This is a genomic window from Halomarinibacterium sedimenti, assembly GCF_019312585.1.
GTDB lineage: Bacteria > Bacteroidota > Bacteroidia > Flavobacteriales > Flavobacteriaceae > Halomarinibacterium > Halomarinibacterium sedimenti.
This window is the reverse complement of the sequence record NZ_JAHWDP010000001.1, coordinates 725,289-745,137: the sequence shown is the minus strand read 5'-3', so window position 1 is coordinate 745,137 and position 19,849 is coordinate 725,289. Positions and strand designations below refer to the sequence as shown.

Annotated in this window: 19 protein-coding genes and 1 tRNA gene; 7 read left to right on the top strand and 13 right to left on the bottom strand. The window is 35.9% G+C overall.

Annotated elements, in window-relative coordinates; genetic code table 11:
• The first annotated feature begins 14 nt into the window (after positions 1-14).
• Positions 15-1,910 carry an alpha/beta hydrolase family protein gene (locus tag KXJ69_RS03555; RefSeq protein WP_219051354.1) on the top strand — a complete coding sequence of 632 codons (1,896 nt, stop codon included), beginning with the start codon at positions 15-17 and terminating at the stop codon, positions 1,908-1,910.
• Positions 1,911-2,042: 132 nt separating this feature from the next.
• Positions 2,043-3,425, top strand: coding sequence for a cytochrome c peroxidase (locus KXJ69_RS03550; RefSeq protein ID WP_219051352.1), 1,383 nt, complete (start codon positions 2,043-2,045; stop codon positions 3,423-3,425).
• An 84-nt stretch (positions 3,426-3,509) separates the two neighbouring features.
• On the opposite strand, the gene KXJ69_RS03545 is transcribed toward KXJ69_RS03550, so the two are convergent.
• Together KXJ69_RS03545 and rseP are read right to left on the bottom strand one after the other, a co-directional pair.
• A tRNA-Asn gene (locus tag KXJ69_RS03545) sits at positions 3,510-3,583 on the bottom strand.
• Positions 3,584-3,656: 73 nt separating this feature from the next.
• Positions 3,657-5,000 carry an RIP metalloprotease RseP gene (gene rseP, locus KXJ69_RS03540; RefSeq protein WP_219051350.1) on the bottom strand — a complete coding sequence of 448 codons (1,344 nt, stop codon included), beginning with the start codon at positions 4,998-5,000 and terminating at the stop codon, positions 3,657-3,659.
• Positions 5,001-5,155: 155 nt separating this feature from the next.
• Between rseP and KXJ69_RS03535 the strand changes: the two genes are divergently transcribed.
• The 3 genes from KXJ69_RS03535 to feoB all read left to right on the top strand — a co-directional run bounded on the left by KXJ69_RS03535 (position 5,156) and on the right by feoB (position 8,217).
• The gene (locus KXJ69_RS03535) at positions 5,156-5,821 is read left to right on the top strand and encodes an SCO family protein (RefSeq protein ID WP_219051348.1); all 666 of its coding nucleotides are present in this window, start codon (positions 5,156-5,158) and stop codon (positions 5,819-5,821) included.
• A 66-nt stretch (positions 5,822-5,887) separates the two neighbouring features.
• On the top strand, positions 5,888-6,115 hold the full coding sequence (locus KXJ69_RS03530) for a FeoA family protein (RefSeq protein WP_219051346.1): 228 nt from the start codon (positions 5,888-5,890) through the stop codon (positions 6,113-6,115).
• Positions 6,116-6,117: 2 nt separating this feature from the next.
• Entirely contained in the window at positions 6,118-8,217 is a 2,100-nt protein-coding gene (gene feoB, locus KXJ69_RS03525; RefSeq protein ID WP_219051344.1) for a ferrous iron transport protein B, read from the top strand.
• Positions 8,218-8,389: 172 nt separating this feature from the next.
• On the opposite strand, the gene KXJ69_RS03520 is transcribed toward feoB, so the two are convergent.
• The 8 genes from KXJ69_RS03520 to KXJ69_RS03485 form a co-directional block, all read right to left on the bottom strand.
• Positions 8,390-8,794: a hypothetical protein gene (locus KXJ69_RS03520; RefSeq protein WP_219051342.1), complete on the bottom strand. Its 405-nt coding sequence runs from the start codon at positions 8,792-8,794 to the stop codon at positions 8,390-8,392.
• A gap of 63 nt (positions 8,795-8,857) precedes the next feature.
• Complete coding sequence (locus tag KXJ69_RS03515; RefSeq protein ID WP_219051340.1) at positions 8,858-10,018, bottom strand: metal ABC transporter permease; 1,161 nt, start codon at positions 10,016-10,018, stop codon at positions 8,858-8,860.
• The gene (locus KXJ69_RS03510; RefSeq protein WP_219051338.1) at positions 10,011-11,132 is read right to left on the bottom strand and encodes a metal ABC transporter permease; all 1,122 of its coding nucleotides are present in this window, start codon (positions 11,130-11,132) and stop codon (positions 10,011-10,013) included. Before KXJ69_RS03510 ends, KXJ69_RS03515 begins: the two co-directional genes overlap by 8 nt.
• A 7-nt stretch (positions 11,133-11,139) precedes the next feature.
• On the bottom strand, positions 11,140-11,877 hold the full coding sequence (locus tag KXJ69_RS03505) for a metal ABC transporter ATP-binding protein (RefSeq protein WP_219051336.1): 738 nt from the start codon (positions 11,875-11,877) through the stop codon (positions 11,140-11,142).
• Positions 11,878-11,881: 4 nt separating this feature from the next.
• Positions 11,882-12,790, bottom strand: a complete 909-nt coding sequence (locus KXJ69_RS03500; RefSeq protein WP_219051334.1) for a metal ABC transporter solute-binding protein, Zn/Mn family — start codon at positions 12,788-12,790, stop codon at positions 11,882-11,884.
• A gap of 1 nt (position 12,791) precedes the next feature.
• The gene (locus KXJ69_RS03495; RefSeq protein ID WP_219051332.1) at positions 12,792-13,589 is read right to left on the bottom strand and encodes a transporter; all 798 of its coding nucleotides are present in this window, start codon (positions 13,587-13,589) and stop codon (positions 12,792-12,794) included.
• A 3-nt stretch (positions 13,590-13,592) separates the two neighbouring features.
• Positions 13,593-14,249 carry a metal-dependent transcriptional regulator gene (locus tag KXJ69_RS03490; RefSeq protein WP_219051330.1) on the bottom strand — a complete coding sequence of 219 codons (657 nt, stop codon included), beginning with the start codon at positions 14,247-14,249 and terminating at the stop codon, positions 13,593-13,595.
• Between the two features lie 65 nt (positions 14,250-14,314).
• Positions 14,315-15,052 carry a TerB family tellurite resistance protein gene (locus KXJ69_RS03485; protein ID WP_219051328.1) on the bottom strand — a complete coding sequence of 246 codons (738 nt, stop codon included), beginning with the start codon at positions 15,050-15,052 and terminating at the stop codon, positions 14,315-14,317.
• A gap of 133 nt (positions 15,053-15,185) precedes the next feature.
• On the opposite strand from KXJ69_RS03485, the gene KXJ69_RS03480 reads away from it, so the two are divergent.
• Together KXJ69_RS03480 and KXJ69_RS03475 are read left to right on the top strand one after the other, a co-directional pair.
• The gene (locus KXJ69_RS03480; protein WP_219051326.1) at positions 15,186-15,596 is read left to right on the top strand and encodes a BrxA/BrxB family bacilliredoxin; all 411 of its coding nucleotides are present in this window, start codon (positions 15,186-15,188) and stop codon (positions 15,594-15,596) included.
• A 66-nt stretch (positions 15,597-15,662) separates the two neighbouring features.
• Positions 15,663-16,403, top strand: coding sequence for a lysophospholipid acyltransferase family protein (locus KXJ69_RS03475; protein ID WP_219051324.1), 741 nt, complete (start codon positions 15,663-15,665; stop codon positions 16,401-16,403).
• Here KXJ69_RS03475 and KXJ69_RS03470 read toward each other — a convergent pair.
• The 3 genes from KXJ69_RS03470 to KXJ69_RS03460 all read right to left on the bottom strand — a co-directional run bounded on the left by KXJ69_RS03470 (position 16,400) and on the right by KXJ69_RS03460 (position 19,841).
• Positions 16,400-17,467, bottom strand: a complete 1,068-nt coding sequence (locus tag KXJ69_RS03470; RefSeq protein ID WP_219051322.1) for a PA0069 family radical SAM protein — start codon at positions 17,465-17,467, stop codon at positions 16,400-16,402. The two genes, KXJ69_RS03475 and KXJ69_RS03470, sit on opposite strands and share 4 nt — an antisense overlap.
• A gap of 85 nt (positions 17,468-17,552) precedes the next feature.
• The gene (locus KXJ69_RS03465; RefSeq protein WP_219051312.1) at positions 17,553-18,344 is read right to left on the bottom strand and encodes an enoyl-CoA hydratase/isomerase family protein; all 792 of its coding nucleotides are present in this window, start codon (positions 18,342-18,344) and stop codon (positions 17,553-17,555) included.
• A gap of 39 nt (positions 18,345-18,383) precedes the next feature.
• Positions 18,384-19,841 carry a sensor histidine kinase gene (locus KXJ69_RS03460; RefSeq protein ID WP_219051310.1) on the bottom strand — a complete coding sequence of 486 codons (1,458 nt, stop codon included), beginning with the start codon at positions 19,839-19,841 and terminating at the stop codon, positions 18,384-18,386.
• Positions 19,842-19,849: the final 8 nt, after the last annotated feature.

The following is a 19,849-nucleotide window of genomic DNA, read 5'->3' as shown; positions in this document are numbered from 1 at the left end:
TACCATTGGACGTAATGTTTAAACAAAATAATCGAAGTCATTTTACTATTTCGCCTAATGGAAAATATTATATAGAAGTTATAGATAAGAATGAGGATAGCTATTTATTTAATCGTTCTACAACCATTAATATTATTGATATAGATAAATACGAATTAGTCCATAGAATACCGTTAGATTTTTTTGGAATTGACGCTGTATATTGGCTTACCAATGAACGTATTATTTATGAATCGAAAGGAGCAATTAAAGCGGTTGATATTGATGGAAAAAATTTAGTTGAAATAGTAAGTAGAATAAATTATAAAAAGAAATCAACCTATTGGAACTGGCAGGCAAATCTCCGTTATAATTCAATAATCAGCCTTTTACACAACAAAAGCCATCAAATCTTAGTACAAACTTATGACAGTAATCTTCATGCCGCGATCAAGGAGATTAATATTTACACTGGAGAAGAGTATGTTATAATGAATGCAGACACTCATAAAGTAAATCATTGGATTACGGATGCTTTTGGAAATATTAGAATGGCAGTTAAAATATCGGACAAGGGCATGAGCTATTATTATAAATATGACCCAGAAACCAAAACATTGAAGCCCTGCATTATTAAAATTGGTGGGAACCAGTATTCTTTTACTATAGACCCAAGAACCCATTTAAAACAATATTTAACTTTTGAAGGTTTTGGATATAACCCAAATATAATATACATAACGTCGAATATTTTTTCTGATAAAAGAGAGATGTTTAGTTATGATATTGAAAAAGAAGAAGTTATAGAAACTTTTGTTGCTGATGTTAATTGTGATGTAAAGGATTTAGACGGTGAAGGAATTAAATTCATTTTCGATTATAATAATGCTGAAATTGCGGGCTTTAAATACACCTGTCTCACTCCAAAATATAAATGGTTGTCTTCTAGTTTTTCAGAAAAAGTAGCCAAGCTTAACAGCCAATTCCCCCAATTTTTTAATGAAATTATCGATTTAGATGTTTCAGGTAATAGATTATTAATTCATCAATGGAATGATTCTTCAACCGGAAACATTGGAGTATTTGATGTTCAAGAAAATTCTTATGCCGTAATGTTTCATTTTAATGAGGAATTAAATGAGTATGCTCTTTCAAAATCAAAAGTGGTAATAGCTAAGACAAGAGATAATTATAATATTCCTTGTTATTTTAATCTGCCTGTTAACATAAAAGAAAACGAAAAAATACCACTAGTTGTGTTGCCCCATGGCGGGCCATGGGCGAGAGATTATTGGCGTTTAGACGATTTCTCCCAGTATTTTACATCGAGAGGCTACGCCACCTTACGCATTAATTATAGAGGCTCGACGGGTTTTGGTAAATCCCATGTATTAGCTGGGGTTAGTAGTCTTGATGAAGTTATGGTAAATGATATTGCCGATGCTACCCAGTTCGTTTTAGAAAAGTTTCCATTAGACAAAGAAAATGTTTTTATGTTTGGACATAGTTATGGAGGCTATGCAACTTATTTTTGTTTGGTTAAATATGCCGAATTATTTAATGCAGGAATTTCTATCGCGGCCCCAACAGATATTAAGGCATGGATGAAAAAGCAAAAGGATGATGATAACTATTATTCTTATGAATTTTGGAATACTGCTCTAGGGTCTAATGAATCTTCGTATTTAAAAAAAATATCCCCAATAAGTTATGCAAATGATATAAATAGTCCCCTGCTAATTATGCACGGTGGAAAAGATAAAACAGTTCCTGTAGATCAGGCTGAAAACATGATTGAAAAGATTAAAAAGCATAATAAGAATCTTGAGTTTAGAATTTGGAACTCTGCCGACCACTCCTTTACAGATATAGATGATTTCAAAGAAATGCTTGAGAAATCCAATCAATTTTTTAAGAATCACACAAAATAGCATTCTTACACTGCGTGACACTTGCATTTTCATCAAAAGTGCGATCTTTCATTCTCGGTCAAAGCGATTGCTTAGCTCTAAGAGTTTTTAAATTCATTATCTTGTTCCTTGATTTAAAACAAAGGAAATTTTATGTCCGTTTCAAAAAATAGATTTTTAAAGCTGTCAATTTTACTAGCTTTTGGATTGATTTTTATTAGTGCAACCATAGACCTGAACCATCTGTTTAATTATGCTAATCAGGACATTCCAGAATACGTATTTCAAGATAATAGTGGAAATAACCCTATTAATAATAAGACGGCAACGCTGGGACGTGTGCTTTTTTATGATAAAAAGCTATCAAGTAATGGCTCCATCGCCTGCGCTAGTTGCCATATTCAAGAACATGCATTTGGAGACCCAAATGTTCAGAGTCAAGGAGTCAATGGACTTACAGGTAGACACTCTATGCGCCTTGTGAATGCTCGATTTTCTAATGAAAATAGTTTTTTTTGGGATGAACGAGCCGAAACACTTGAAGAACAAACCACCCAGCCTATAAGAGACCATATTGAAATGGGATTTAGTGGCACAATTGGCAATCCTACGTTCGATGATTTAATTAACTACCTCCAAAGTGTCGACTATTACAACACGCTATTCGAGTTTGCCTATGGCGATTCTCAAATAACCGAAAACCGAATGCAATTAGCCCTTGCTCAATTTATTAGAAGCATCCAGTCATTCGATTCTAGATTTGATGAAGGATTGTTACAAGTGAACTATGCAAATGAGCCATTTCCTAACTTTACGCCGCAGGAAAATAGGGGTAAAGACTTATTTCTGAATGTAGGTTGCGCAGACTGTCACATTCCTTCGGGCTTTGCATTACATATTAATTCATTTAATAATGGAGTGATTACCGTGGCAGGAATGCCAGGTGAAATTGATATTACCAATATAAGAGCACCTTCACTTCGGGATTTGGCAAAACCAGACGGAACATTAAATGGACCATTTATGCACGATGGTAGTTTTGCCACCCTTTTAGAGGTTATAAATCATTATAATCACATTCCTAATAACCCTGAAAACACCAATTTGGATACAAGGTTAAGAGATCCTAACGGCGAACCACAACAGTTGAATCTTACGGAAGGTGAGAAACACGACCTTGTGGCTTTTTTAAAAACGTTGGGAGGCTCAGACTTGTATACCAATGAAAAATGGTCTAACCCCTTTGAACCCGATGGCTCCATAAAAATTATTGAAGAGGGATTAACTATTTATGAAGAAAGTACAACACCCACTATTTCTATCTTTCCCAATCCTGTAATTAATACTGCAACTATTAAAACCAATCTGGGAGCATTTAAACTATCAATTTATTCTAGTACAGGAGGCCTATTGTTCGAAAAGGATGCCTTTTCAAGAACTGAAATAGATTTAACTTCGCTTTCTACTGGATTGTATTTTGTCATTCTATCTTTAGACAATGACATGCAAATTAGTAAACATGTTTTCAAGAAATAAAGTGTATAGCGGATAAAGTAAGTTCAACTATAGAAAGAATTTAATAAAAAAAGTCTTCGCAGCAATGCGAAGACTTTTATTTTGCTCCTCCTCTTGGGCTCGAACCAAGGACCCTCTGATTAACAGTCAGATGCTCTAACCAACTGAGCTAAGGAGGAAGGTATTTTTCCTTTTAAGCGGATGCAAATATAAAGTATTTTTTATCTGAACAAAAAAGAAAGGTTATTTTTTTTATTTCCCTGCAATGGCCCTGTAAATATCATTCCCGTTGGCAAAGAGTACTAAGGCAATTAATAAAAAGAAACCAATCATTTGTGCATACTCCATAAACTTATCTCCGGGCTTTTTACCTGTAATCATTTCCCAAAGTAAAAACATTACGTGACCACCATCTAATGCTGGAATAGGGAGCAAGTTTAATACCCCAAGCATAATAGATAAAAAGGCCGTAATACTCCAAAAAGCTTCCCAACTCCACGTATCTGGGAAAATATCAAAAATGGCTTTAAATCCTCCCACACCTTTATAGGCCCCAGTGCTTGGGTTGAATATTTTTACTAATTGATCCCAATAACCAGACATTTGAGCACCAAATTTTTTCGTACCTACTCCAAAGCTTTCAAAAAAGCCGTATTCTTTTTTAACTACTTTGGCAAGTCCGAGCTCGTCCATTACCTTAAAGCTTTGAGCTGGGAAAATCCCCATTTTTCCATTTTCATCAATCTTTAAAGGAATTTTAAGGGTTTCGCCTTCCCTTACAACAGTAGCGGTTACCGTTTGTCCTTTATAGTTCTGAAGCTTTTCAACAATGACATCGTAATAAGGGACTGCTTCTCCATTAATTTCAGAAATATAATCTCCTTTTTTAAGTCCAGCATTTTTATTGGCCGATGAGTCAACCACCTGACCTACCAGGAAAGGAATCCTCAACTGAAACAATGTGCGATCATCACTGTCGCTTAATTGTCCTAAAAAGTCTTCAGGCAATTGATAACTTATTTCTTTGCCATTTCTTAAAACAGTAATTTCATTAGCTACAATGATACTTTTTCGTAAATCTTGAAAGCTTTCATAAGTTTCCCCATCTACAGATGCTATTTTATCCCCCGTTTGGAAACCAATCTCCTTCAAAATCGGGTTTTCTACGCTATAACCATCTTTTAAACTATTGGTGGCAATATCGGTATCCCCATAGTAAAAAGAAGCAAAAATATACACAAGTAGGGCAACAATAAAGTTTACAATAACACCCCCAAGCATAATGATTAGGCGCTGCCAAGCTGGCTTACTTCTAAACTCCCAAGGTTGAGCAGGCTGTGCCATTTGCTCCTTGTCCATACTTTCATCAATCATCCCCGCTATTTTCACATAACCCCCTAAAGGAAGCCATCCAATTCCATAAACGGTTTCACCAATTTTCTTTTTAAAGAGGGCAAATTTTATGTCAAAAAAGAGGAAGAATTTTTCCACTTTGGTTTTAAACAATCGAGCTGGTAAATAATGACCAAATTCGTGTAATATGATAAGTAGGGAAAGACTAAGTAAAAACTGAGATATCTTTATAAAAAACTCCATAGATTCCTTTCAAAAAATTGAACTGCAAAAGTAGTGCTTTACTCTTTGCAAAAAAAATAAAACAAACATAGGCAGTTAGTATTACAAAACATTTAACTGTTACAGTTTTTTTGCTCTCTTTTTGAAGAGTAAATTTGCACTATATTTAAAATCTCATGCTTCAGTTTTTTTCAAAATATAAATTCTTCGGAATAGTGCTCTTAGTCCTTTCAGTTGTTATTATTTTTTCTATTTATCAGGTGCTTGTACCTAAAAAAACGCTAAAGATTTATCAACCAAGCGACGTAAATGCATCATTGGTAGATAGCACCCTTCAGTATAAAAAGAAATATCATTCCATTGGGGATTTCAGCTTGATTAATCAAAATGGTGAAACCATTACTCAAGAATATTATAAAGATAAAATTTATATAGCTGACTTCTTTTTTACTACTTGTGTAACTATTTGCCCAGTAATGACAGATCATATGGTGCAAATCCAAAAGGAACTAAAGGACAAGCAAGATATTTTGTTATTGTCACATACGGTGACTCCAGAAATTGACACTGTGGCACAATTAAAGCGATATGCTGTTAAAAAAGGAGTAGACGATAGTAAATGGAACTTAGTAACGGGTGATAAAAAGCAGATTTACGACTTGGCAAGAAAATCCTATTTAGCTGCCAAAGATGTTCCTTATAATGAATACGATTTGGTTCATACCGAAAATTTTGTACTAGTAGATAAAAAAAGACGCATTCGGGGTTTTTACGATGGTACAAAACCAGAAACGATTGAACAATTACTTGAGGACATAAAGATTCTTGAAAAAGAAGAATAACAGCCTTTTTATACCCCAATATTTTCCCTACATTTGCATTGTTTAAAATCAGTCTAAATAAGAACAATGCCTACCATTGCATCACTTCAAAAAGGAGAAAAGGGAATAATCACCGAGTTTTCGGTCGATTTAATTCCACTAAAACTTTTAGAAATGGGCTGTCTTCCAGGCAATGAAGTGACCTTAGTACAATTAGCGCCATTTAGCGACCCCCTTTACATTAATATTAATGGGAGTCATTTAGCCATTAGAAAGGAAACTGCTTTACAAATTGAAATAGAATTGATTTCCTAACTATGGCAAAACAGATAAATGTAGCTCTTATAGGGAATCCCAATACTGGAAAAACATCTGTTTTTAATAGACTTACGGGTCTCAACCAAAAAGTGGGGAATTATCCTGGGATAACTGTAGAAAAAAAAGAGGGAATTTGCAAACTTGAAAGAGGAAAGAAGGCACATATTCTTGATTTACCAGGAACCTATAGTTTAAATGCTTCCTCCATTGACGAAAACTTAGTCATTGAACTTTTGCTCAATAAAAATGACAAAGATTTTCCCGACGTTGCCATTGTTGTTTGTGATATTGAAAACCTTAAACGAAATCTGCTCCTTTTCACTCAGATTAAGGATTTAGGAATCCCAACAATTTTAGCCATTAATATGGCCGACCGAATGAAGCGCAAGGCCATTTCGGTGAAGATTCCAGAATTGGAACAGCGTCTTGAAACTAAAATAGCCTTAATTAGTTCTCGAAAAAATGAAGGATTTGAAACATTAAAAGAATTTATTTCCAACTATAAAGACATTTCTACAAAGCCGTGTTTAGATGCATCGGTGATTGCCCCAGAATATTTTGACAGACTTCGAAAAGCCTTTCCAAATCAAGATTTGTATAAACTTTGGCTAGTCATTACCCAAGATGTAAATTTTGGTAAATTAGACAGAAATGAATTTAAAGGAGTACATTCTTTTCAAACCGAATCTAAAAGCAATCTTAAGCGACTTCAGCAAAAGGAAACCATCAAGCGGTATCAATTTATAAATGAAACCCTAAAGGAAACGCTAGAAATTGATGCCTCAAAGGCCAAAGATTTACGCAGTCGTTTCGACAGGGTGTTAACCCATAAGTTTTGGGGGTATTTTATTTTCTTCGCGATAATGCTCCTTATGTTCCAGGCTATTTTCGATTGGAGTAGCTACCCAATGGACTTTATCGATTCTTCCTTTGCTTCGTTAAGCGATTGGTTAAAACACTCGCTACCGACCGGTGATTTTACCAATCTTTTGGCCGAAGGAATTGTACCAGGCTTAGGCGGAATAGTCATTTTTATACCGCAAATAGCCTTTTTGTTTTTATTTATTTCGGTATTGGAAGAAAGTGGCTATATGAGTAGGGTGGTTTTTCTAATGGATCGGGTCATGCGACGCTTTGGACTTAGCGGTAAAAGTGTGGTGCCATTAATTTCAGGAACTGCTTGTGCCATTCCTGCTATTATGGCTACTCGAAACATTGAAAACTGGAAAGAACGATTAATTACCATTTTAGTTACACCTTTTACTACTTGTTCTGCAAGACTCCCTGTGTATCTTATTATCATTTCATTGATTATTCCTGAAGGGCGTGTTTTGGGAATTTTCAGTTTGCAAGGGCTTACTTTAATGTTTTTGTATTTATTAGGATTCGGTTCAGCCATATTTTCTGCGTATTTGTTAGATAAGATTTTAAAGATTAGAAATCGTTCTTTCTTTGTGATCGAAATGCCCAATTATAAGGTTCCCATGCCTAAAAATGTATTGATTACCGTTATTGAAAAAACAAAGTCGTTTGTGCTGGGGGCTGGGAAAATTATTTTGGCTATTTCCATAATATTATGGGTTTTGGCTTCCTATGGACCAGGAGATTTTAATGATGCCGAGCAAATTGTACAAAATAGAAATTCTGAAAAATTACTTTCCGAAGAAGAAATGGAAACAGCAGTTGCAGCGTTTAAACTTGAAAACTCCTATATAGGAATCATTGGGAAAGGATTGGAACCTGTGGTGAGTCCGTTAGGGTACGATTGGAAAATAGGAATTGCTATTGTAAGTTCTTTTGCGGCACGTGAAGTATTTGTAGGAACCTTAGCAACTATATATAGTGTGGGAAGTGATGAAGAAGAAACGATTAGAAACCGAATGGCCGCTGAGGTAAACCCAATTTTAGGCACCCCTCGTTTTAATTTTGCGAGTGGAGTTTCTCTTTTGCTGTTTTACGCATTTGCGATGCAATGCATGAGTACTTTAGCCGTTGTAAAAAGAGAAACTAATAGTTGGAAATGGCCTTTTTGGCAATTGGTAATTATGTCGGCTATTGCCTATGTTGTTGCCTTGGGTGCGTATCAGTTTTTAAAATAATATCTTTGCAGTATGCAAACCATCCTAGTTATTATAACCTTTAGCATAGCACTATTTTTTCTTCTGAAAAAATTTGTGTGGAATCCTATATTCGAGAATAAAAAGAAAGTGTTTGGTACGCTCGATGGCGGAAAAACAAAATGCGGCGATAAAGATTGTGGTTGCCATTAGATTAGATGCTTTCACAAACTAAAAGCGTATAAGGAGCCTTTTCTTTTCCATCTTCTGGATAGGGGTTCAAAGCAACAACTTCAATAAAATATCCGTCTTTGGAGTACAGGGTTTTACTTGTTGGCTCATTATTGCGAGTTTCTCCAAGGTATATCTTTTTCTGTTCCTTCTTGCCATTTACCTCAACTTCAACCAATACCACAGCTCTTCCTGCCCAGATACAATTTGTGTATTTTGGACAACGAGAATCTTCAATAACATCTATAAAAGTTAAGGATACTCCTTGTAAAGAAATGGTTTGTCCTATTTCCATTTTAACAGCAATTTTTGGAGTTTCCACTTTTTCATTTTGAGCCATAGTTGATAATGAAATGAATAGTATGGATAATAAAAGTAGCTTTTTCATAGGATTACTTTATTGGTTTAGAAATATATGAAAAAATGATGCCAAAACTTTCAGTAAGTTATTTTATCCCCTAAAAAGAAAGAAATCATCCTTCATATATTCAATCTTTTCGTCTTTGTTGGTCATAATATATTTCAGCGCTAAATTGGTAAATTCTTTACCTTTTTCGGTAAGTGAAACAATATTGTTGGATATACTTATCATATTATTCTTCAATGCCAAATCAACTACGGTCTTTGAACGCACTTTTTGCCAGTTGATATGTTCGTTGAGGTGATTAATATGGCGCTCGTTTTCTTCAGAATGATTATTCAAGTGCAATAAAAAAGTAATTAAGGAAACTTCAGTCCTTTGCTGCTTTTGACGATATAGTACAGACAATAAGCCCTTATTTGGGGCAAATAAATACACCCCAAAAAACAGAAGTCCTAACACAGTGGTCATCGAACCAGAAATTGAGGCATCAAGAATATGGGCTAGCCAATACCCACTAATGGCGGAAAATGCTCCAAAAAGTATAGATAGGAGTAACATTTTTTTCAAATTGGCTGTCAATAAATAGGCTGTGGCTGCTGGGGCAATCATAAAGGCCACCACCAAAATGGCTCCCACTGCATCAAAAGCACCCACTACTGTTATGGAAGAAACAGACATAAGTCCGTAATGCATCACAAAAGGAGAAAATCCTAATGCGGCAGATAGTCCTTTATCAAAAGTGCTCACCTTTAATTCTTTGAAAAACAGAAACAATAAAAGGATGGTAATGATAAGTATGATTCCCATAACCCATAAAGATTTAGGCCCCATATCCATTCCTGAAATAAATAACCTGTCAAATGGAGCAAAGGCAAGCTCTCCAAGCAATACGGCATCCACATCCAAATGTACGTCATTGGCATTTTTTGCAATGAGAATCACCCCAATACTAAATAGTGAAGGAAAAACCAACCCAATGGCAGTATCCTCCTTGACTAAACCCGTTTTCTGAATTACCTCCACTAAAACAACGGTTATCACTCCAGTTAAAGCAGCCAATAATATTAATAAAGGTGAATTGAGATCTTGGGTAATAAAAAAACCTATCACAATACCCGGTAGAATGGAATGACTAATAGCATCGCTTATTAATGACATTTTTCGCAATACCAAAAACACCCCAGGAATGGCACAGGCCATTGCGACAACCACTCCAATTAACTGTATTTCAATTTGTGGGTTAGTCATTTTTTTGCTGATTAAATAGATTTTTGGCTTCTTCAAAACCAACAGATGTCAAAGACCATTCTTGACCTTTAAGCTGAATCCATTCTTTCTCTTCCATCGTTCTTAACGACCCTTTCGTAAAGCCTTGGAAGTTGTTTAGTATTCGAATGGCGTGTGGGTGCGAAATGTTTTCGTGTGTTTTAGCAATGCCATACATAAATTGAAGTGTCTTTTTGAGTTGAAGGTCATTTCTGTTTTTTCTGAAACGAATTTCTCGAAAAAGAATACCTCTTTCGGGTGAAAAAATAAAGGAAAACAAAACAAAAACCCCTGCCACCAACACAATCACTGGACCTGTTGAAAGGTTGTTGTCACTTGCGCTTATCGCTGTGCCCAAAACACCAGAAAAAGCACCAAAAATCGCGGCTAAAATAATCATCACTTTTAGGCTATTGGTCCATTGACGAGCCGCTGCCGCTGGAGCCAAAAGCAAAGCACTCATTAAAACAACTCCAACCGTTTGTAAGCCTAACACAATGGCTAAAACAATAAAAAAGGTAATGAGTATATCAATAAATTTTGTGTTGAAGCCCAAGGTTTTGGTATAATCGGCATCAAAAAGGAGAATTTTAAACTCCTTCCAAAAGAGCAACAATACTATTAGACATATCCCAGTGACAATAACCATAATAGTGACGTCTTTTTCAACTAAAGTGGCAGCTTGACCAAACAAGTATTTATCTAATCCCGCTTGATTAGCGTTAGGCTGTTTTTGAATAAAGGTGAGTAATAGCATTCCAAATCCGAAGAATAAGGAAAGAATTAACCCTAAGGCTGTATCACTTTTTAAGTGTGTTTTTGTTATAATCCCCCGAATCCAAAAGGTGCCAATCAAGCCACTCACCAAGGCACCCAGCATTAAAACATTCGAATCCTTTGCCCCTGTAATAAGAAAGGCAATAGCAATTCCCGGTAACGCAGCGTGTGAAATAGCATCACCCAACAAACTCTGCTTTCGCAATACGGCAAAACTACCTAACATGCCACAAATTGCACCTAATACAGCAGTTCCCAGCGTAATGGTGCGAAGGGTGTAGTCTGTAAATACCAGTTCGAAATATTCTGTAATAGACATGGTAATGCTATTTATTGATCGCTACTTTATAATTAATTCCGTAGGTTTTGGTGAGGTTGTCATCATTAAAAATTTCTTTTACAGGTCCCGCAGCTATCTTTTTCACATTCAGAAACGTAACCCAATCAAAGTATTCCGGCACCGTTTGTAAATCGTGATGTACCACCACAAGGGTTTTTCCCGCTTTTCGTAATTCTTTTAAAATATTGATGATTGCAATCTCTGTAGAAGCATCTACCCCTTGAAACGGCTCATCCATAAAATAAATGGAGGCGTTTTGCACTAAAGCTCGTGCTAAAAATACCCGCTGTTGTTGTCCGCCGCTCAACTGACTAATCTGTCTGTTTTTAAATGGAAGCATACCTACTTTTTCCAAAGCCTCTAAAGCGGCCTTTTTTTCTTTCTGACCAGGACGCTTTATCCAGCCTAGGCTTCCGTAGGTACCCATCATAACTACATCGATGGCTGTCGTTGGGAAATCCCAATCTACGCTTCCTTTTTGAGGAACATAGGCTACCAATTTTCGCTGTTCCTTGTAGGGTTTATCATAAATGGAAATACTTCCTGCAATGGGTTTAATAATACCTAATACTGCTTTTATAAGTGTCGATTTTCCTGCGCCGTTAGGTCCTACGATTGCCATTAAAACACCTTCTGGGACTGCTAAATCGATATCCCACAAAACAGGTTTGTAGTCATAGGCTACCGTTAGGTCATCTACTTTTATGGCGAATTTTTGTTCCATGAGCTTATTTTAAAGCATTAACGATGGTGGTTACATTGTATAAAAACATCCCAATATAAGTGCCCTCCACAGTATTTGCATCTCCCAATGCATCACTAAACAAAGAACCTCCAATTATTACTTCGTGATTTTTTGAAAGTACTGCCTGTTGCAGGGCTTCAATAGTGCGTCTAGGCACCGAACTTTCTATAAAAATGGCTTTTACTTTATTTTCAATTATAAAATCGGAAAGTTTTTGAACATCTTGAACCCCTGCTTCGGTAGCTGTAGAAAGTCCTTGTAGGCCCACTACATTAAATCCGTATTCTTTTCCGAAATAATTAAAGGCATCATGCGCGGTAACCAATATTCTTTTTTCTTGGGGAAGTGTTTCAATAATGGCTTTTACTTCAGTTTCCAAGTCGGTTAATTTTTTTTGAAACAAATTGTTATTTGCTACAAATAGTTCTGAATTCTTGGGGTCTTCTTCCGATAATACCTGGGTAACTGTGTTGGCGAATTCCTTAAAATACTGAATATTAAACCACACATGAGGATCGTAATTTGAAGCGAAATAATCTGAACCAATTAAGCCATCTTTATCTAGTTGCTCTCCTAAGGCAATGGTTTTTTTCTGTTGAGACTCCATCTTTTCAAAAACTTCAACCAATTTTCCTTCTAGGTGTAACCCGTTGTAGAAAATGACATCTGCATGGTATAGTTTAGAAACATCCCCTTCGCTTGCTTTAAACAAATGAGGATCTACTCCAGCACCCATTAGACCATTTATTTCGATAGCATCACCACCGATGTTTTTAACTAAATCGGTAATCATCGTAGTTGTAGTGACTACATTTAATTTTTCAGATGTTGAAGAAGGATTTTTACATCCAATCAAGACAATACATAAACCTATAAAGAGTATTTTTTTCATATTATTTCTTTTTTGGAATTCTATAACTTAGTCCTGCACTCAAGAGGATATCCTGTCCTTTCGAAATACCGCTCCCAACTGTTGCATCCAATTGTAAATTAGGATTCACCAAATAGGTGACACCTGCATCCCAAAAATGATTGGCTTCATTATTTTCGGGAAAATCGCCATATACTTCGGCATAAAACCCAAAGCAATCTGTAATTGAATATCCATATGCTAAAGTATAGATATAAGCAATTTCTGAAGAATCATCCCCCCATTGCGCTCCAATATTATAACCAAGACTCGATTTTTCACTTAGTGTATGGGAAAGCGAAAACCGAAAGTCGGCTCCAGTGGTTTCTGGTTTATAATCTTCTCCCGCTGTAAAAGGCAAAAACACATGTCCAATCAATGCCATTTCAGGTTTCCAACCATTCTCTTGGGCAATATCTATTTTAGCACCCGCTAGTAAAGGGGAGAAGCCACTTAGCACATTCGGGTTTTTAGTGCCATTAGATGAGAATCGAGTTTCTTCAAAATTCCATCCTAATCGGAGTTCCAAATTTTCTAGAACCCCATAACGAACTAAAGTAGTATTGTAACCATAGGTTTCACTTTTATTGTTGTTTTCTTCATAGGAAGTGTAAAATCCTCCTGCTTCTATTTGAAGGACGCCAGCTCCTACAGTAGATGAAGCTTCAGTGGCATCTGGTCTGTCTGTAACTAATGGAGTAGCAAGTTCAGTTTCTTGCGCATTTATTCCGAAGGAAATTCCGAAAATAAAAAGTAGTAAAAAAGTGTATTTATATTTCATAAGTTAGCTCATTTGTACGTATAAATTCTCTGCAATTTTTTTTGTAATAAAGTAGGTTTCATCCAAAACCTGTATGGTCATCGAGTCATCAAAATCATCTTTTTCTAAAACACTAATTTCAACGCCAATACCGATATGTCTTTTGTCCAGATATTTTAAAAAATCGCTAGCCGATTCTTTTACGCCTACGCAGATTCCTTTTTCATTTTTTGAAAGTTTGGAAAGCAATTTCTTTTCTGTTTTTTTGAAATTTCCGTTACTATCCGGAATGGGATCGCCGTGCGGATCTACCGAAGGATACTCCAAAAACTTATCCAATCTAGAAATTAAATCTTCAGAATGAATATGCTCCAATTGCTCTGCAATTTCATGAACTTCATCCCACTGAAAGTTTAATTTTTCAACCAAAAAAACCTCCCAAAGACGATGCTTTCTAATAATATTTGCTGCAATTTTCCTTCCGTTTTCAGTAAGGGTAGTGCCTTTGTATTTAATATAAGTGAGTACTTCTTTTTCAGCCAATTTTTGAACCATATCCGTAGCCGATGAAGGTTTTGTCTCTAGTTTTTCGGCAATAGCATTTGTACTTACTCCTTGTGGAGAAAGCTGTTGAAGATGAAAGATGTTCTTTAAATAATTTTCTTCTGCCAATGTAAACATAAGGCAAAGGTAAAAATATTTTTAGATTAGTCTAAAAGTAATACTAAATTTTTTAGTTCATCTTATTAAAAGCCACGTTCTTTTTGAAGTTGTTCGTAGGCTTCTTGTACTTTTTGAAACTTTTCCAAAGCCCCCTTTTTGTACATTTCATCCATACCTTGTAGTTTATCGGGATGGTATTTTTTAACCATTTCACGGTAGGCTTTTTTAATTTCAGAAACGGAAGCTGTTCTTTCAATTTCTAGGATTTTGTAGGCGCTATCGGGGTTTTTAAAGAACATCGCTTTTATGCTTTCAAAATCCCGCATTTGAATGCCTAAATACCCTGCTATTCTTGAAATTTCATTGACTTCTGGCGTAGAAACAGTGCCATCTGCTTGTGCAATACTAAATAGGAAATGTATCATTTGGAGTCTAGATTCATATCGCATTCTCGAGCGTAAGAGCCCTCCAATTTTTTGAGCAGAAATTTCACGCTTTTTAACTACTTCATTAAACACTTTAAAGGTAGCATTGGCTCGTTCTTTTCCATAAGCTTGGACGAAATATTGCCGAACGTAATCCAATTCATTCTGGCTTACAGTTCCATCGGCTTTTATGACCAAAGAGGCTAAGGAGAGTAGATTGAGCTCGAAGTCGGCTGGACTCACCGATTCTCTAGGCTGCTGAAAAATAGTTCGTCTAGTAGATTTGGTTTTACCTAGATTCATATTATCGAAAATGCTTCCTAAAATAAAGCCAATAATAGCACCTGGAAATCTAAAAAAAGAATAGCCTAAAATGGCCAATAGCCAACGAATCATGTAGTGTAATTAAATTAATAGAAAAAGAAATCAAAGATAACTATTTCTATAAAAGTGTTTAGATAGTTTTAAGAACTATCATCCTAAAATTGGTTATCTTTGCACTTTAATTGTTACACTAAAAACAAAAATTATGTATCCAGCAGAATTGGTAAAACCGATGAGAGAAGATTTGACCAGAATAGGTTTTACCGAATTATTTACAGCAGATGAAGTAGACGATGCAATTCATCAAGACGGAACGACCCTTGTGGTTGTAAATTCGGTTTGTGGTTGTGCTGCAGCCAATGCACGTCCAGGAGCGAGAATTTCCTTACAAAATGCTAAAACGCCAGACCGATTGGTCACGGTATTTGCAGGAGTAGATTTTGAAGCCGTGGATGCCGCAAGAGCCTTAATGGTTCCTTTCCCTCCAAGTTCACCTTCTATGGCTTTGTTTAAAAATGGGGAATTAGTTCACATGTTAGAAAGACATCACATTGAAGGAAGAAGTGCCGATATGATAGCAGAAAATTTGAAAAGCGCTTTTAACGAATACTGTTAATATTATTCAATTAATAGAAAAGTAAAACCGCTTCGCATTGAAGCGGTTTTTTTATTTTTGATATTCATGAAACCCTTTCTTAAAATACTAAGTTATCCCTTTTCGGTAGTATTCTATATTTTGTTTGGGATATTATTATTGCTATTTGAAGTCATTCAGCGAGTTTGTTTAAATGTTTTCGGGTACCAAGCGCATAAGACTAGTGTTGATATAGTTAACGGATTATTTTTAGTGATTCTTCACGTGGTTGGGACTACATTTAAGTTTGAAATTTCTTCAGAAGTTCCAAAAAATGCGCCGATTATCATTGCATCAAATCACCAGAGCTTATGGGATATTCCGCCTATCATTTGGTTTTTAAGGAAAATACATCCCAAATTTATTTCAAAAATTGAATTAGGGAAAGGCATCCCCACGGTTTCTTATAATTTACGAAAGGGAGGTTCGGCGTTAATCGATCGCAAAAACCCAGCGCAAGCCACAAAAGAAGTTGAAAAAATTGCAAAATACATTTCAGAAAATAATAGAAGTGTGGTGATTTTTCCAGAAGGTACCCGAAGTAGGGACGGTGTTCCAAAAAAGTTTTATAGAAAGGGACTCATCACTTTATTTGAGCATGCTCCTAAAGCTTATGTTTTGCCAATTTCAATTAATAATTCTTGGAAATTACAACGCTACGGCATGTTTCCTATTCCGCTGTTTACAAGACTTACCTTTTATGTACACCCACCTTTAAAAGTCTCAGATTTTGAAAAGGAGGTATTAGTCAATACAGTTGAAACTCAAATTAAATCTAAGATTATCTAAAACAATCTCGTTTGTGGATCTTTTAATTGAAGGTAATGGCTTCGGTCTAGTTTTGGCATTCTACTATCTTTTAAATACTTTTTTTTACCTAGAATAACAGTGTCAGCGATCTGTTTTGCAATAGTTCCTTCGCCTCGCATTCGAGTTCCCCATCGACTGTCATTCAATTTTCCATCGTGGCATTCGGCTATTTGGTTTAGTATTCTTTCGGCTCTATCGGGTAGTGCCTTTTGTACCCAATCTTCAAAAATGGTGGCAATTTGACCGTTTAATCGCACCACCGTATAGGCTACACTTTTTGCTCCCAAAGTAGCCACCGTTTCTATTAAAGGTAATATTTCGTGACTATTTAAAGACGGAATAATGGGCGCCATCATCACATTTACAGGTATGTTATGTTTCGAAAGTACTTCTACGGTTTTTAACCTGTTTTTAATGCTGGAGGTTCTAGGCTCTAGCAATCTTCTGGTATCCTCCTCTAAGGATGTAATAGAGATATTGACTGCAATGATATTGTATTTTGCCATTTCTTTTAAAATGTCTAAATCTCTTAAAATCAATGCGTTTTTGGTGATAATTCCCGTTGGATTTTTCCACTGAAATAGTTTTTTTAAACAGCTCCTAGTGATTTCTAGCTTTCTTTCAATAGGCTGATAACAGTCTGTATTTCCCGAAAAAACTATGGTGTCTCCTTGCCAATTTTTACTCTTTAATTTTTCTTCTAACAGTTGAGGGGCATTTTTTTTCACTAATATGTTTCGTTCAAAGTCTAAACCTGCTCCGTAGCCCCAATATTCGTGACTATTACGTGCGTAACAATACACACAACCGTGTTCACAGCCTTGATATGGATTGGCAGAATAACCCATACCCACATCGGGGCTATCTACTTTATTAACAAGGGTTTTAGGGAATACATCGATATATTTGGTTTTGTTTTTATCGGCAAGTTCTCCTTCTTCCTCGCAATAATTGAGGAAGTCATCCAAGGGTTCGTGTTGGTGTTCAAAAAAACGATTATGGACTTGTTTTTGGGCACCACGGCCCTTGATAGGTTGGGACATAAATAAACGTTGAAGGAAAAGACTTCTTCAAAGTTAATTTAAATATTGGAAATAATCCAAATATAACAGGAAATATTCCTAGTTATTATTTTCCTGGAAAGTTGGGCTTTCTTTTTTCTAAAAAGGCTTGTGTTCCCTCTGCAAAATCGGCAGTTCCAAAACATTTTCCAAAGGCAGTAATTTCGGTGTCAAAACCATTTTCACCCGCTTCAAAGCCTGCATTTATGGCTTCAATGGCAGCAGCAATCGCTACAGAAGAATTTCGTTTTATTTTTTCAGCTAATTTTTCAGCAAATGGGAGTAATTCTTCTTGGGTTGTAACATGATTTATCAAACCATATTGTAAGGCTTGTGAAGCATCAATCATACTCGCTGTCATGATAAGTTCCATCGCACGTCCTTTGCCTACCAATTGAGGTAATCGCTGAGTACCTCCGTATCCTGGGATGACTCCTAAGGACACTTCGGGGAGTCCCATTTTTGCATTGTCACTAGCAATACGGAAATGTGCTGCCATAGCCAATTCCAGACCACCTCCCAATGCAAAACCATTTACGGCGGCAATGACGGGCGTAGAAAGATAGGCTACAAAATCAAATAGTAACGCTTGCCCTTCGGCAGCTAACTTTTCTCCTTGCGATACCGAAAAATCTGCAAATTCACTAATGTCTGCACCCGCGACAAAGGCTTTTTCTCCACTTCCAGTAATGATTACTACTTTAGTGTCTTTGTCTTTTTCGGCACGTTTAAAGGCTTTATGAAGTTCCTTGATAGTTTCAAGGTTTAAGGCATTTAATTTAGAAGGGCGATTAATGGTTATGGTGGTAATCCCATTATTAAAATCGACCAATATATTATCGTAAACTCTAGCTTTCATCTGTTGAAAAATTTGAAATCTAAAGGTACTAAAAACCTATTAGTTTTGTGGAATAGAAACGGTAAATGTGGTTCCTTTTTCTTCGATAGATTGAAGGGAAATGCTTCCCTGATACGTTTCTACAATATTTTTCACCATGGCTAAACCTAAGCCCATGCCACTTGATTTTGTGGTAAATTTTGGCTCAAAAACCTTCGATTTATTCTCTTCAGAAATACCTGCACCATTATCTGAAACTGTTATGTAGGTATGTTTATTTTCTGAAAATACCCTAACTTCTATTCTTGGGTCTTCTGGGGTTTTCTTTTCAATGGCTTGGATGCTATTCTTCACCAAATTGGTAATCACTCGAATAAGTTGTGTACGATCGAATTTTGAAATAATTTCTTTTTCTTCAGAAAAGAAATAAATGTAATCTTCATTAAAAATATCCAAAGCCAGCTTTGTAATGGCTACCACATTTAAATTTTCATCCTGCTGTGCGGGCATTTTTGCATAAGTTGAAAATGCGGAAGCTATAGAACTTAAGGTATCTATTTGCTGAATAAGAGTATTGGTATATTCGTTTACTTTTTCGCTTATGTTAGGATCATTGGGGTCAAATTTCCGTTGAAAACTTTGCACCGACAATCGCATAGGTGTTAACGGATTTTTAATCTCATGCGCCACTTGTTTAGCCATTTCCCGCCATGCGGCCTCACGTTCACTACTCGCTAATTGTGCGGCACTTATTTCGAGTTCGTCTATCATTCCGTTATAGGCTTCCACAAGGGTGTAAATTTCTTGGGAAGTATCGTTATCTAGTTTAATTTTTTTGTTCCGCTTGTTGAGGCGTGTTTCGGTGATTTTATCACTTACGGTTTTTAGAGAACGGGTGATATATTTAGAAAGAAAATAAGCTAGTCCTATGGCAATTAATAACATAAAGCCGTATACCATGGCAACGCGCTTTATGTTTTCCATAAGTTCTTTATTAATAAAGCCATCATCCTCTATATACGGTAAATTAAGTATCGCCAACGGTTTAAAGGAAGCATCAGTGATGTAGGAGTAGGAAGATTGATATTCTTGTCCATCTTCTTCAAAAGAATAGACATAACTTTTGGTAGGAGAATCTTCAATGTGTGTTAAAATATCTCTTGAAAGTTTTGCATAAGAAGTATCGCGTAAAAAAGAGGCTCGGGAAGATTTAAGCAGAGTGCCTTTTAAATCGTATAAATGAATTTCAAGATTGTGAATGTCTTTAATTTCATAAATTTTACTTTTAAAAATCAACGGAATAAGTTCCGTTTCCACGGGGTAGGTCGTATTTTTTAAAACATAATTGATGTTTTCTTTGATATTGGCTTCTTTACGAAGCAATCGTTCCCGGTGGTAGTCTTCTGCTTCTTCTTTATACTGAATGGCTGTCACTATTGAAAGTGAAATAAAAGTCATCACTAACAACAATAGCATCGATAGAAAAATCCGAAAGCGTAACGATTTGTAAAACTTCATACGTTGAA

Bases quoted from the DNA above. Each gene is read 5' to 3' on its own strand.
- KXJ69_RS03555 (WP_219051354.1), top strand. From the start codon at position 15: ATGTTTAAACAAAATAATCGAAGTCATTTTACTATTTCGCCTAATGGA.
- KXJ69_RS03550 (WP_219051352.1), top strand. From the start codon at position 2,043: ATGTCCGTTTCAAAAAATAGATTTTTAAAGCTGTCAATTTTACTAGCT.
- rseP (WP_219051350.1), bottom strand. From the start codon at position 5,000: ATGGAGTTTTTTATAAAGATATCTCAGTTTTTACTTAGTCTTTCCCTA.
- KXJ69_RS03535 (WP_219051348.1), top strand. From the start codon at position 5,156: ATGCTTCAGTTTTTTTCAAAATATAAATTCTTCGGAATAGTGCTCTTA.
- KXJ69_RS03530 (WP_219051346.1), top strand. From the start codon at position 5,888: ATGCCTACCATTGCATCACTTCAAAAAGGAGAAAAGGGAATAATCACC.
- feoB (WP_219051344.1), top strand. From the start codon at position 6,118: ATGGCAAAACAGATAAATGTAGCTCTTATAGGGAATCCCAATACTGGA.
- KXJ69_RS03520 (WP_219051342.1), bottom strand. From the start codon at position 8,794: ATGAAAAAGCTACTTTTATTATCCATACTATTCATTTCATTATCAACT.
- KXJ69_RS03515 (WP_219051340.1), bottom strand. From the start codon at position 10,018: ATGACTAACCCACAAATTGAAATACAGTTAATTGGAGTGGTTGTCGCA.
- KXJ69_RS03510 (WP_219051338.1), bottom strand. From the start codon at position 11,132: ATGTCTATTACAGAATATTTCGAACTGGTATTTACAGACTACACCCTT.
- KXJ69_RS03505 (WP_219051336.1), bottom strand. From the start codon at position 11,877: ATGGAACAAAAATTCGCCATAAAAGTAGATGACCTAACGGTAGCCTAT.
- KXJ69_RS03500 (WP_219051334.1), bottom strand. From the start codon at position 12,790: ATGAAAAAAATACTCTTTATAGGTTTATGTATTGTCTTGATTGGATGT.
- KXJ69_RS03495 (WP_219051332.1), bottom strand. From the start codon at position 13,589: ATGAAATATAAATACACTTTTTTACTACTTTTTATTTTCGGAATTTCC.
- KXJ69_RS03490 (WP_219051330.1), bottom strand. From the start codon at position 14,249: ATGTTTACATTGGCAGAAGAAAATTATTTAAAGAACATCTTTCATCTT.
- KXJ69_RS03485 (WP_219051328.1), bottom strand. From the start codon at position 15,052: ATGATTCGTTGGCTATTGGCCATTTTAGGCTATTCTTTTTTTAGATTT.
- KXJ69_RS03480 (WP_219051326.1), top strand. From the start codon at position 15,186: ATGTATCCAGCAGAATTGGTAAAACCGATGAGAGAAGATTTGACCAGA.
- KXJ69_RS03475 (WP_219051324.1), top strand. From the start codon at position 15,663: ATGAAACCCTTTCTTAAAATACTAAGTTATCCCTTTTCGGTAGTATTC.
- KXJ69_RS03470 (WP_219051322.1), bottom strand. From the start codon at position 17,467: ATGTCCCAACCTATCAAGGGCCGTGGTGCCCAAAAACAAGTCCATAAT.
- KXJ69_RS03465 (WP_219051312.1), bottom strand. From the start codon at position 18,344: ATGAAAGCTAGAGTTTACGATAATATATTGGTCGATTTTAATAATGGG.
- KXJ69_RS03460 (WP_219051310.1), bottom strand. From the start codon at position 19,841: ATGAAGTTTTACAAATCGTTACGCTTTCGGATTTTTCTATCGATGCTA.